Origin of the sequence: Pseudomonas sp. Pseu.R1 (genome assembly GCF_045764065.1) — a bacterium.
Taxonomy (GTDB): domain Bacteria; phylum Pseudomonadota; class Gammaproteobacteria; order Pseudomonadales; family Pseudomonadaceae; genus Aquipseudomonas.
Map to the genome: position 1 here is coordinate 6188934 of NZ_JBJGEE020000001.1, position 13445 is coordinate 6202378.

The 13445-nt window shown below is 62.4% G+C and carries 8 protein-coding genes, 1 pseudogene and 1 riboswitch; of the genes and pseudogenes, 7 read left to right on the forward strand and 2 right to left on the reverse strand.

Annotated features, from left to right (window positions below; genetic code table 11):
* The first annotated feature begins 104 nt into the window (after positions 1–104).
* The gene (ercA, locus tag ACI5GA_RS28080) at positions 105–1268 is read left to right on the forward strand and encodes an alcohol dehydrogenase-like regulatory protein ErcA (RefSeq protein ID WP_421425215.1); all 1164 of its coding nucleotides are present in this window, start codon (positions 105–107) and stop codon (positions 1266–1268) included.
* Complete coding sequence (locus ACI5GA_RS28085; protein ID WP_404638315.1) at positions 1252–2940, forward strand: PAS domain-containing hybrid sensor histidine kinase/response regulator; 1689 nt, start codon at positions 1252–1254, stop codon at positions 2938–2940. Before ercA ends, ACI5GA_RS28085 begins: the two co-directional genes overlap by 17 nt.
* A 78-nt stretch (positions 2941–3018) precedes the next feature.
* Here ACI5GA_RS28085 and moaA read toward each other — a convergent pair whose 3' ends face one another.
* Together moaA and ACI5GA_RS28095 are read right to left on the reverse strand one after the other, a co-directional pair.
* Entirely contained in the window at positions 3019–4017 is a 999-nt protein-coding gene (moaA, locus tag ACI5GA_RS28090) for a GTP 3',8-cyclase MoaA (RefSeq protein ID WP_421425216.1), read from the reverse strand.
* 76 nt (positions 4018–4093) lie between these two features.
* A complete protein-coding gene (locus tag ACI5GA_RS28095) occupies positions 4094–4921 on the reverse strand; it encodes a formate/nitrite transporter family protein (RefSeq protein WP_421425217.1) in 828 nt (275 codons plus the stop codon).
* A 468-nt stretch (positions 4922–5389) separates the two neighbouring features.
* Here ACI5GA_RS28095 and ACI5GA_RS28100 point away from each other — a divergent pair.
* The 5 genes and pseudogenes from ACI5GA_RS28100 to ACI5GA_RS28120 form a co-directional block, all read left to right on the forward strand.
* Positions 5390–6682 (forward strand): annotated as a pseudogene (locus ACI5GA_RS28100) (ATP-binding protein); the annotation flags it as partial.
* Positions 6683–6742: 60 nt separating this feature from the next.
* On the forward strand, positions 6743–7087 hold the full coding sequence (locus tag ACI5GA_RS28105; protein ID WP_421425555.1) for a response regulator: 345 nt from the start codon (positions 6743–6745) through the stop codon (positions 7085–7087).
* A gap of 51 nt (positions 7088–7138) precedes the next feature.
* Positions 7139–7359: riboswitch (cobalamin riboswitch) on the forward strand.
* Positions 7360–7480: 121 nt separating this feature from the next.
* Positions 7481–8545 (forward strand): cobalamin biosynthesis protein CobW, encoded by a 1065-nt coding sequence (gene cobW / locus ACI5GA_RS28110; protein ID WP_421425218.1) that lies wholly within the window; start codon positions 7481–7483, stop codon positions 8543–8545.
* Between the two features lie 3 nt (positions 8546–8548).
* On the forward strand, positions 8549–12313 hold the full coding sequence (cobN, locus tag ACI5GA_RS28115) for a cobaltochelatase subunit CobN (RefSeq protein WP_421425220.1): 3765 nt from the start codon (positions 8549–8551) through the stop codon (positions 12311–12313).
* Positions 12314–12400: 87 nt separating this feature from the next.
* Positions 12401–13408, forward strand: coding sequence for an ATP-binding protein (locus tag ACI5GA_RS28120; protein WP_421425221.1), 1008 nt, complete (start codon positions 12401–12403; stop codon positions 13406–13408).
* Positions 13409–13445 lie beyond the last annotated feature (37 nt).

Genomic DNA, 13445 nt, shown 5'->3' on the forward strand with positions numbered 1-13445 from the left:
GGATTTGGCGTACGGCCTTTTTGGGCACCAAAGTGGTATTGCATTGCCTTGCAGATGCTCTAGGCTGGCGCTCTCATTCAAATAAAAACAAGCAAGCGCCTGATATGAGCCAGAGCCTCAACCTGCTGCGAAAATTCGTCTCCCCGGAAATTATCTTCGGTGCCGGAAGCCGTCACAGCGTGGGCAACTACGCGCGCACGTTCGGCGCGCGTAAAGTCATGGTGGTCAGCGACCCCGGCGTGATCGGGGCCGGTTGGGTAGCCGATGTCGAAGCCAGTCTGCAAGAGCAAGGTCTCGATTACTTCCTGTACAGCGCGGTCTCGCCCAACCCTCGCGTCGAGGAAGTCATGCGCGGTGCTGACCTCTATCGCGAGCACGGCTGTGACGTGATCGTGGCCGTCGGCGGCGGCAGCCCCATGGACTGTGGCAAGGCCATCGGCATTGCCGTGGCCCATGGGCGCAGCATTCTTGAGTTCGAAGGCGTGGACACCATTCGTGTGCCCAGCCCGCCGCTGATCCTGATCCCGACCACCGCAGGCACCTCGGCGGATGTTTCGCAGTTCGTGATCATTTCCGATCAACAGGAACGCATGAAGTTTTCCATCGTCAGCAAGGCGGTGGTGCCCGATGTCGCGCTGATCGACCCCGAAACCACCCTGAGCATGGACCCGTTCCTGTCGGCCTGCACCGGCATCGACGCGCTGGTTCACGCCATCGAGGCGTTCGTCTCCACCGGTCATGGCCCGCTGACCGACCCCCACGCACTGGAAGCCATGCGCCTGATCAACGGCAATCTGGTGCAGATGATCGCCAATCCGGCCGACATCGCCCTGCGTGAGAAAATCATGCTCGGCAGCATGCAAGCGGGGCTGGCGTTCTCCAACGCAATTCTCGGGGCTGTGCATGCCATGTCCCACAGCCTCGGCGGTTTTCTCGACTTGCCCCACGGCCTGTGTAACGCGGTGTTGGTCGAGCACGTAGTGGCCTTCAACTACAGCTCGGCACCGGACCGTTTCAAAGTGATTGCTGAAACCCTGGGCATCGATTGCCGCGGCTTGAATCATGCGGCGATCAGCAAGCGGTTGGTGGAACACCTGATCGCGCTCAAGCATCAGATCGGTTTCCACCAAACCCTGGGCCTGCATGGGGTCCGTAGCAGTGACATTCCGTTTCTGTCCCAGCATGCGATGGGCGATCCGTGCATCCTGACCAATCCCCGTGCCTCCAGCCAGCGTGACGTGGAAGTGGTGTATGGCGAAGCCCTCTGATCCCCGCCAGGGTGCGCTCACGGCCCTGCTCGGGCTGGGCAACCACTCGACGCGCAAGAGCCACTACCCGGAATTGACCCTGCGTCTGGCGGAGCTGGAAAACGAGCGCAATCGCTATAAATGGTTGTTCGAACACGCGGTGCACGGCATTTTTCAGGCCCGCTTGCATGAGGGGGTACGGGCGGCCAACCCAGCTCTGGCGCGCATGCTCGGTTACGGCGACCCACACGATGTACTGCTGGCCCTCAATGATCTGGCCAGCACGTTGTTTGTCGGCGGGCAGGCCGAAATGGACGTGATCGCCGAGGTGCTCAAGCGCGAACACAGCGTGCAAGGCTACGAAACCCGCCTGCGACGCAAGGACGGCAGTTACGTCGATGTGCTGATGAACCTGTTGCTCAAGCCTGATGAAGACGGGGTGTACGAAGGCTTTGTGGCCGACATCACGGAACGCAAGCTGGCGCAACAGCGGTTGCAGGAACTCAACGATCAACTGGAAATGCGAGTCGCGGAGCGCACCGATGAACTGCTGGAAGCCAATCTCAACCTGCGTGATGCCCGTGACGCCGCAGAGGCCGCCAACCACAGCAAGGACAAATACCTCGCCGCCGCCAGCCACGACTTGTTGCAACCCCTGAATGCCGCGCGTTTGCTGATTTCGACGTTGCGCGAGCGCCACTTGCCGGATGCCGAGCGGGTGTTGGTTGAACGTACTCATCAGGCACTTGAGGGCGCGGAAGACCTGCTGACCGATCTGCTGGATATCGCCAAGCTCGACCGCGCCTCGATTCAGCCGGACATCAACCTGTATCGGCTGGACGAGGTGATGGCGCCGCTGGTTTCAGAGTTTCAGCCGGTGGCCGCCGCCGCAGGCCTCACGTTACGCGCGCACATGGGTGAGTTCGCGATTCGCACCGACCTCCGCCTGCTGACCCGAATACTGCGCAATTTCCTCAGCAATGCGTGTCGCTATACCGAGCGTGGCAGCATCCTGCTGGGTGCGCGCAGGCGTGGGGAGCGGTTGCAGATTGAAGTCTGGGACACGGGGCGCGGTATTGCTGCCGACCGATTGGAATCGATTTTTCTGGAGTTCAACCAGTTGGACGTCGGGCGGGCCGCGGATCGAAAAGGGGTGGGCCTGGGGCTGGCCATCGTCGAGCGCATCGGGCGTATTCTGGGCGGGCGCGTGCAGGTGCGCTCGCAGCCGGGCCGCGGCTCGGTGTTTGCCTTCGACGTGCCGCTGTCCGAAGAAAAACCGATGCCGGTCAATGTGGTCGTGCAGCACCAGCCGAGTATCGGCAACCCGCTGCCGGGGCGTCGCTTGCTGGTGCTGGACAACGAAATCAGCATTCTCGACAGCATGGCCGGGTTGCTGGGGCAGTGGGGGTGTGAAGTGCTGACCGCCACTGATGAAGTCTCTTGCCTGGAGGTACTGCGAGGACGCGCGCCGGAGTTGATCCTGTTCGACTTCCACCTCGACCATGGCGTGTTGGGCTGCGACGTCGTGGCCAACCTTCGCGAACACTTTGCTGTCGAGATCCCTTGCGTGATGATCACCGCCGACCGCACCGACCTCTGTAGGCGCGCGCTGCAAGCGCTCAATGCGCCGCTGCTGAACAAACCGGTGAAACCGGGGAAGTTGAGGGCGGTGGTGAGTCAGTTGTTGGGGTAGTTGTTGACTTTGGATTCTGAGCGCAGCGACGCTCCTACGGGCTACGCCCAGAATCAGAAGCAGGCAGGTGACGCGGGCTCACCCACCCGTCATATTCATGAACCGCACCACTTGCACATCGTCGCTGATCTCAAAGTTGTGCTGGTAGGGCTTCAACTTCATCGCTTCGATGAGGGCGTTTTCCAGTTTTTCCGGTTGGCCGGGGTTGGCACGCAGCACGGCTTTGAGGTCGGCGGAATGCTCGTTGCCCAGGCACAGCAACAAACGCCCTTCAACGGTGACCCGAACCCGGTTGCAGGTGGCGCAGAAGTTGTGGCTGTGAGGCGAGATGAAGCCGATGCGAATGTCGGGTGCTTCCGCCAGCCGCCAGTAGCGCGACGGACCTTGGGTCGACTCGGCGGAGTTGACCAGGGTGTAACGCTCGGCAATGCGCTCGCGCACCTGTTCACTGGAGAAAAACGACTCGGCGCGGCTGTGTTCACTGATAATGCCTAACGGCATTTCTTCGATGAACGTGATGTCCAGGCCACGATCGATGGCGAAGGCCACCAGGTCATTGATCTCGTGATCGTTGCGGCCCTGCATCACCACGCAGTTGAGTTTGGTGTGGGTGAATCCGGCCGCGTTTGCCGCGTCGATTCCGGCGATGACCTTGTTCAAATCCCCTGTACGGGTCAGCTCCTTGAAACGGGCGGGGTCGAGGCTGTCGAGGCTGATGTTCAGGCGCTTGAGTCCTGCCTCGAACAAAGGGGCGGCGAGTTTTTCCAGTTGCGAACCGTTGGTGGTCATGCACAGTTCGCGCAGACCGGGCAGGGCGGCGATGTTTTTGCACAACCCGACGATCCCGGCGCGCACCAGCGGCTCGCCACCGGTCAGACGAATCTTTTTCGTGCCCAACGCCACGAAACGCTCGGCGATTTGCTGGATTTCTTCGAGGGAGAGAATCTGTTGGCGTGGCAGGAACGTCATGTCCTCGGCCATGCAGTACACGCAGCGAAAGTCGCAGCGATCAGTCACTGACATCCGAACGTAATCGACTTTGCGTGAATACCCGTCAATCAGGACCCGGTTCGACATGTGTGTTCTCGGCAGCGTGTTGCGTGGCAGAGGCTCATGGCGTGCTTCACGAAGGGCGAAGCTCGCCGCTGAATCGTTAAATCTTCTGGCTGACCGGTTGTTCGGCAGAAGCAGCGTTTTCACCGGTCAGTGAGGCCTGTGCGGCCTTCGAATAAGACACGTAATACGCCAGACCGACGAAAATTGCACCCCCCACCGCGTTGCCCAGGAACACGGCGCAGAAGTTCTCGATGAAGTCGCCCCAGCTCAACGCGTCGGCAAATATCGCCGCAGGAATCACGAACATGTTGGCCACCACGTGCTGGAAGCCGATGGCCACGAACGCCATGATCGGGAACCACATGCCGATGATCTTGCCGGTCACGTCCTTGCTGGCGAACGACAGCCAGACCGCCAGGCACACCAGCCAGTTGCAGCCGATGCCGGAGATGAATGCCTGACCAAAATCGGCGCTGGCCTTGGCTTTGGCGATGGCCACGGTCTTGGCCAGATAGGCGCCTTCGGTGAGGCCCAGCACGTGGCCAAAGAAGTAGGCGATGAACAGCGCGCCCAGCAGGTTGGCAAAGGTCACCAGTGCCCAGTTGCGGGCGACAGCACCCAGCGTGATGCGCCCGGCGAACAACGCAGTGGGCAGGCTCATCATGTTGCCGGTGAGCAATTCACCGCCCGCCAGGATGGTCAGGATCAGACCAATCGGGAACACGGCCGCGCCCAGCAGGTTGCCGAACGAGGCCCACGAACCTGGAATCATGGTGCTGACGTGGATGTCCAGCAGAAAACCCAATGCGATAAAGGCACCGGCCAGGAAACCCAGCACCAGGATCGAGGCGATCGGCAAGTGCGATTTCTTGACCCCGGCTTCGATGGTGATCTCGGCGATCTGTTGGGGCGTATTGATGGACATGTTTTCAAACTCGCACGCAATGGCCGACAACGCGACACGAGGTCGCATGTCAGGCAACGATTAATGATGGGGTCAAGCGTCCGGTCTTGATGCGCGAACGTGCCAGCGGGCACGGCGCCAATCCATTTGAGGGTGTTGGTGTGCGACTTCAGGTCGCATCGCAGAAACGTCGAAAAAGACGTAATCAGTTGATGAGCAAGCTACCGATCCGATGCTAGAGCGTCCAATCGCTTGTTCCGATGAATTCATCGATGCGCTCTATCGAAAGGGGCGCGCTGTTTTTTCCGCGACCGATGGCGCCTGTCGAATCAATCACTGAGTGGCCGACGGATCGACCCCGAACTTCTCCGGTTTGCCAGCACTGGCGGCGAATGGGCATGATGCGATCCGGTACGGAACCCGCTGCTCGAATATTGATCGGATATCCCGTACCGCCGCCCGCCAGACTTCCCCGATCAGCGTGAACCCATGACCCATCGCCCCGCGCCGCTACCGCTTGACGAAGCCCGACGTATCCAGGCACTGGAGAGTCTGCATATTCTGGACAGCCTTCCGGAGCAGGCTTTCGACGACATCGTTGCGCTGGCGTCGACGATTTGCGCCACGCCCATCGCGCTCGTCTCGCTGATCGACCGAGAGCGCCAGTGGTTCAAGGCGTGCGTTGGCCTGCCAGTGCGCGAAACCCACCGCGACCAGGCGTTCTGTGCCCACGCGATTCTTGAGCCCGACCAATTGCTGATCGTCGAGGACGCCACTCAGGATGAACGCTTCGCCCACAATCCGTTGGTGCTGGGCGAGCCGTTCATACGGTTCTATGCCGGGGCGCCCATCGTGACGGATCAAGGGTTCGTGTTGGGCACCGTGTGCGTCATCGACAGGATGCCCCGCACACTGGACGCTCGGCAGGTGTCTGCGTTGAAAGCCCTGGCCCGGCAAACCTCGGCGCTGATGCAGTTGCGTGAGTTCAGCCTTTTGAAAGACGAGCAGACCCGCAGCTTGAGTCGCAAGGTTATCGACGCGCTGGGCGATGACCAGCACGTCCATGCCGGACTGCGTCAAAGCCAGCGGATTTCGTCCATCGGTCAGCTCACCAGCGGCATTGCCCATGATTTCAACAATCTGCTGCAGGCGATCAGTGCCAGCCTGCAATTCGTCGAACGCAAGGCGGAAAAACCCGCGGATGTCCGCCGCTGGGCCTCGGTGGGCCTTCAGGCGGTGAGCAAGGGCGCTTCGCTGATCGCACAACTGCTGGCATTCACGCGGGAGGACTCATCGGCGTTAAGGTTGCTGGATGTCAGCGCTCAACTGCGCAACCTCGAAGAGCTGTTCGGCCGTGTCCTGAGTCCGGACGTCAGCCTTCGCTTCGCACTGGAGCCTGCGCCGGCGCTGGTTTTGTGCGATGCCACGCAACTGGAGGCCGCAGTGCTCAATCTGCTGGTCAACGCGCGAGATGCGATGAGCGGTGCGGGCAGCATTCGTGTGGCGACTTCGCTGGTGGCCCTGACCGAGCATGAGTCGTTGGCCGATGGGCTGTACCTGCAATTGACGGTCGAAGATGACGGGCCAGGCATTCCGGAAGCCATCGCCCGGCAGGTCTTCGAACCTTTCTTCACAACCAAACAGGCGGGGAAGGGCACCGGGCTGGGGTTGTCGCAGGTGTCAGCCTTTGCCGCGCAGGCGGGTGGCACCGTTTCCCTCCATTGCGGTATGGCCGGTGGCACCACCGTGACCCTGCTGCTGAGGGTTCGCGATGGCGTGAATGAGTCAATCGTGCAGACGTCCGGGCAAGCCAGCACCGAAATCCCGGCCAGCCGTGCGAACGTGCTGTTGGTCGACGATGACGCTTCTTTGCGCGAGGTCATGACCCATCTGTTGGTCGACGCAGGTTATTCAGTGGCGTCGGTGTCCAGTGGCTTTGAGGCGATCGAATCCATTCGCCAGCGCGCGCCGGATATCGTGGTCAGCGATTGCGCGATGGGAGATTTCAGCGGGGTGGCGTTGTCTCGGGTGTTGCGGGAAATCAGGCCCGGTCTGCCCATTTTGCTGCTCACCGGCCATGCGGACCTGGAATCGGTGCGCGCTGAATGCCAGGCGGACGCCGTGGTGCTGCACAAGCCCGTGAGTCTGCAATGCCTGGTCGAAGGGATTGAAGCGTTATTGCACTAGCGGTGCGCCGGGTTCGCTCCGCTTGCGCATTGACCTTCGTCAAGCCACTGCGTAGCCTTGCGCACTTGAGGTTCGCCGATCCGCTCTGTCAAGGCGTCGGCGCTAAGAAGGGAATGTGGTACAAGCCACAGCTGCCCCCGCAACTGTAAACGGTCATGTTCATTGCACAGCCACTGCGCGAGCGGGAAGGCGCGATGAATGCGTGATCACTGGCAACCGCCAGCCGATTCGCCACCGTGAGCCAGGAGACCTGCCTCGAACGGACGTCACGTCCACGTATTCTCATTACAACCGGGCGGGGTGATCCGGTGGCGAATCGAACGGCTTGCCTGTCGACTGCGACGGCCTTGCAGTTCTCGTCCTGTTTGCCCGCCGCTGCGCCTGAGGGCAACCATGAAATCACTGGCCAAACTTCCCGTCACCATCGTCACCGGCTTTCTCGGCTCGGGCAAGACCACGCTGCTGCGCCACATGCTCGACCACGCCGAAGGGCGTCGCATCGCGGTGATCGTCAACGAGTTCGGCGAGTTGGGCATCGACGGCGAAATCCTCAAGCAATGCACCATCGGTTGCACCGAGGAAGAGGCCACCGGCCGCGTGTACGAGTTGGCCAACGGTTGCCTGTGCTGCACCGTTCAGGAAGAGTTCTTCCCGGTGATGCAGGAACTGGTCGCCCGTCGCGGCGATCTGGATCACATCCTCATCGAAACCTCCGGTCTGGCCCTGCCAAAGCCGCTGGTTCAAGCCTTCCAGTGGCCGGAAATCCGCAACGCCTGCACCGTCGACGCGGTGATCACGGTGGTCGACAGCCCGGCCGTCGTGGCCGGTACATTCGCAGCTTTCCCGGATCAAGTGGACGCCCAGCGCAAGCTCGACCCAAACCTGGACCACGAGTCGCCATTGCATGAGCTGTTCGCCGACCAACTGGCCAGCGCCGACCTGGTCATCCTCAACAAAGCCGACATGCTGGACGCCGATGCACTGGCCGCCGTGCGTGCCGAGGTCGCGGAAGAACTGCCACCTGCGGTGAAAGTCATCGAGGCCAGCAAAGGGCAGTTGCCGTTGAGCGTATTGCTGGGCCTGGGTGCAGAGTCCGAAGTGCACATCGATGGTCGCAAGACTCACCACGACCATCACGATGGCGATGACCACGACGATCACGATCATGACGCCTTCGATTCGATTTCCATCTCACTGCCGCAAGCCGACGAAGCCTTGTTGCTCGATGCGCTGACTCAGGCGGTGGTGCAGCACGGCATTTTGCGGGTCAAAGGCTTCGTGGCGATTCCGGGCAAGCCAATGCGCCTGTTGGTGCAAGGCGTCGGCACGCGCTTCGACAAGCACTTCGACCGCGCCTGGAAGGCCGACGAGGCCCGCGAAAGCCGTCTGGTGCTGATCGGCCAGGACCTGGACGCCGCCGTGCTCGAAGCCCAGCTGCGCGAAGCCATTCAGGGTTAACCCATGCATTTGCTGCGCACCCAGCCCGGTGGCTTCGTCCCCGACGACAGCATCGCGGACCTCGGTCAGACCCCTGCCGATCTGGTTATTTTGTGCAGCGGTGACTCCCATCTGGCGCTGCTCGCGGAGACCGCGCAGCAGTTGCCGGACGATTACCCCAGTCTGCGCCTGGCCAACCCCATGCAAGTGCAGAACCACGCTTCGGTCGATTTGTACGTCGACGAGGTGCTGCGTCATGCCAAGGTCATTCTGATTTCGCTGCACGGCGGGATCGGTTATTGGCGCTACGGCGTGGAGCGCTTGGTGGAACTGGCCGCGCGTGGCATCAAGCTGATTCTGGTGCCCGGTGATGACCGTCCGGACCCTGAACTCAGCGACCTGAGCACCGAACCTGCGCAAGACCGCGAGCGCCTCTGGCATTACCTGCGCCAAGGCGGCAAGTACAACGCCTTGCAGCTTTTCAATTGCCTGGCCAGTCGGTGGCTAGGGCGCGAGTACCCCTGGGACGAGCCGCAGGCGTTGCCCCGCGTGGCGATCTATCACCCGCGTAAGGGCAATGCATCGCTCAGCGACTGGCAGGCTGAATGGCACGCCAGTCGACCCGTGGCCGCTGTGTTGTTCTATCGCTCGCACTTGCAGGCGGCCAACACCGCGTTCATCGACGTGTTCTGCGAACGACTGATGGCCCAAGGGCTGAATCCGTTACCCATCGCTGTCGCCAGCCTCAAAGAGCCTGCCTGTCTCGATGCCGTGCAGGACTGGATGGATGAGGTCGACTGCGAAATCATCCTGAACACCACCGGTTTTGCCCAGTCGACGCCCGAGGCACCGCATTTACGACCGTTTCGTCGAAATATCCCGGTGATCCAGGCGATCTGTGCCCAGGACAACGAACCGGGCTGGCAGGCCAGCGAACAAGGATTGGGCGCGCGCGACCTGGCGATGCACATCGCGCTGCCCGAGCTGGACGGGCGCATCATCAGTCGGCCGATCAGCTTCAAGGACCTGGCCTGGCGCAGCGAGCGCAGCCAGTCCGACGTGGTGTGCTACCGCGCCCAGCCCGAGCGCATGGATTTCGTCGCCGAGTTGGCGCGGCGCTGGGTGCTGCTGGCGCGCACGGCCAATGCCGACAAGCGTGTGGCGCTGATTCTGGCCAACTACCCGACCCGTGATGGCCGCATCGGCAATGGCGTAGGGCTCGACACCCCGGCGGCGGCCCTGAACATTCTCAGGTCGTTGCAGGATGAGGGCTACCCCGTCGAGGGGCTGCCGGAAAGCGGCACGGCGTTGATTCACGGCTTGCTCGGCGGTGTCACCAATGATCCCGACAGCCTCGATCAACGCCCGTGCCACCAAAGCCTGGCGATGGACGAGTACCTCGCGGCGTTTGACGCGTTGCCAGAAGCCAATCGCAATGCGGTGATCGAGCGCTGGGGTTTGCCGCATAACGATCCAATGTGCCGCAATGGCCGGATGATGATCGCCGGGCTGCGCTTTGGCCTGACCTTCGTCGGCATTCAACCGGCGCGGGGGTATCACGTCGATCACAGCGCGATGTACCACGACCCGGATCTGGTGCCGCCCCATGGCTATCTGGCGTTCTATTTCTGGCTGCGTCGCTGCTACGGCGCCCATGCGCTGATTCATGTCGGCAAGCACGGCAACCTGGAGTGGCTGCCGGGCAAGGGCGTCGGTTTGTCCGAGCAGTGCTGGCCGGACGCGATCCTTGGCCCGCTGCCGAACGTCTACCCGTTCATCGTCAACGATCCTGGCGAGGGTGCGCAGGCCAAGCGTCGTACGCAGGCGGTGATCATCGATCACTTGATGCCGCCGCTGACTCGGGCCGAAACCTACGGTCCGCTGCGTAATCTGGAGCTGCTGGCCGACGAGTATTACGAGGCGCAGTTGCTGGATCCTCGGCGTGCTCGCGAGCTGCAACGGGACATTCTGGCGTTGGTGCGCGAGACCCACATCGACCGCGAACTGGCGCTGGATGAAAACCTCGACAGCGACACTGACGCGGCGATCTGGTTGCCCCGTCTCGATACCTATTTGTGCGACCTGAAAGAATCGCAGATTCGCGATGGCCTGCACGTATTTGGTGAATCCCCCAGCGGGCGCTTGCGCATCGACACCTTGCTGGCGATTTTGCGGGTGCCCCGAGGGGATGGGCGTGGCGCCAATGCGAGCCTGTTGCGAGCGCTGGCTCAGGCGCTGGCGCTGGATTTCGACCCGCTGGACTGCAATCTGGGCGATCCGTGGCAGGGCGATCAGCCGCAGGTTTTACGCGACGTCAGCGCGGATCCCTGGCGCACGCTGGGGGATGCCCGCGAGCGATTGGAGTTGTACGCCGCTCGTTTGATCGAGCGCGTGCTCGATGGCACGCATGATGTCGATTCCCTTGAAAACGCTGACTTGGCGTTCATCGTCGCGGCCATTAAAGACAGCGTGGCGCCCCGGCTGGACGGTTGTGGACCAGCCGAAATGCAGGGCCTGCTGGATGCATTGAAGGGGCGCTTCGTCCCGGCGGGGCCGAGCGGCGCGCCGAGTCGCGGGCGTCTGGACGTGCTGCCGACGGGGCGCAACTTCTTCTCGGTGGACGTGCGCAACCTGCCGACCATGACCGCCTGGCGCATTGGCTTCCAGTCGGCCAACCTGTTGCTGGAGCGGCACTTGCAGGATCACGGTGATGACCTGCGCCAGCTGGGCCTGTCGGTCTGGGGCACCGCCACCATGCGCACCGGTGGCGATGACATCGCGCAAGCGATGGCGTTGATGGGCGTGCGTCCGGTGTGGGCCACGGGCAGCCAGCGGGTCGACGATTTCGAGATTCTGCCGCTGAGCCTGCTGGACCGGCCCAGGGTCGATGTCACGCTGCGGGTGTCCGGTTTCTTCCGGGATGCCTTCGCCAACCTGATTCGTCTCTTCGACGCCGCTGTACAAGCGGTGGCGGCACTGGATGAACCCGATGACATGAACCCACTGGCCGCCCGCGTGCGTCAGGAGCGCGAGCAATACGCGCGCGAGGGGCTGAGCGCCGAACAATCGGCCAGACAGGCGGGCTGGCGGATCTTCGGTGCCAAACCGGGGGCGTACGGTGCGGGGGTGCAGGGTGCGATCGACGGACGGTTGTGGCAAAGCCGCGAGGATCTGGCCGAGGTCTACTTGAATTGGGGGGGGTATGCCTATGGCGCCGCGGACGAAGGCACGCCTGCTCGGCGGGACTTCGCCAAGCGTCTGAGCCAGGTGCAGGCCGTGGTGCAGAATCAGGACAACCACGAGCACGATCTGCTGGATTCCAACGACTATTACCAGTTTCAGGGCGGCATGCTCGCGGCGGCGGAAAGCCTGGGCCGCGAGAAGGTGGCCAGCTACCATGGCGACCACAGCCAGCCCGACTTGCCGAAGGTGCGCAGCCTGAAGGAAGAGCTGAACCGCGTAGTCCGTTCGCGGGCGGCGAATCCGAAGTGGATCGAAGGGGTCAAGCGTCACGGCTATAAAGGCGCGTTCGAAATGGCTGCGACGGTAGACTTTCTGTTTGGCTTCGACGCGACCACCGAGCTGATTGACGATCATCAGTACGCGTTACTGGCCGACGCCTATTTGCTCGACCCTTCAACCCGTGAGTTCATCCAGCATCACAACCCCGAGGCCCTGCGGGACATGACCGAACGTATGCTCGAAGCGCAGCAGCGGGGGTTGTGGCAGGAGCCGGGTGAGTACCGGCAGGCGCTGGAGAACCTGCTGCTGGATATAGAAGAAACATGAGATCGCGCCGCTTCGTTCGATTCTGCCCGCTTAGGCAGAGGCGTACTGCGTGAGCCCAGATTGATGATGCATCAACCGAGTCCAACCATGACCGACACCCCACATTTCCCCCTTGCCGCAGTCGTTGGCGCAGACGCCTTGAAACTCGCGCTGTGCCTGACCGCCATCGACCCGAAGATTGGCGGAGTGCTGATCGAAGGACCGCGTGGCATGGCCAAGTCCACGCTGGCGCGAGGGCTGGCGGATCTGCTGGCCAGCGGGCCGTTCGTCACGCTGCCACTGGGGGCCACCGAAGAACGGCTGGTCGGCACGCTGGATCTGGATGCCGCGCTGGGCGAAGGCCGTGCGCGGTTTTCGCCGGGGGTATTGGCCAAGGCCGATGGCGGCGTGCTGTACGTCGACGAAGTCAACTTGCTGCCGGACCATCTGGTCGACCTGTTGCTGGACGTGGCGGCCAGTGGAATCAATCAGGTGGAGCGCGACGGTATCTCCCATCGCCATCCGGCGCGTTTCGTGCTGATTGGCACCATGAACCCCGAAGAAGGCGAACTGCGTCCGCAGTTGCTGGACCGTTTCGGACTGAACGTGGCGTTGAGCGGGCAAACGTTGCCGCATGAACGTGGCCAGATCATTCGCCGTCGGCTGGATTTCGACGCGGCCCCCGAGGCGTTCTGTCAGCAGTGGGCGGGCGAGCAGCAGGCCTTGAAGGCCCGTTGCGAGACCGCACGGGGGGCGTTGTCGGGTATTGCGCTGGATGACACGAGCCTGGCGATCATCACTGAGCGCTGCTTTGCGGCGGGTGTCGACGGTCTGCGAGCGGATCTGGTGTGGCTGCGGGCTGCACGCGCCCATGCAGCGTGGCGCGGAGCGTCGGCCATTGCCCTTGACGATATCGATGCGGTGGCCGAATTCGCCCTGCGTCACCGCCGTCGTGAGCAGGCGCCCCAGCCACCCGCGTCGTCGCCTGCGCAGAGCCCGTCAGCGTCACCGGCCTCATCGTCGGCGCCGGGCGAGGGCCAATGGGGAGAGATGCCTGCGCAGGCCGTGAGTACGGGCGTTCGTCGCGAAGTGCCGGTCTGGCCAAAAAAGCCCTAGGCATCCGCCCCCGCCAGCCGAAGGAGGCGGATGCCAG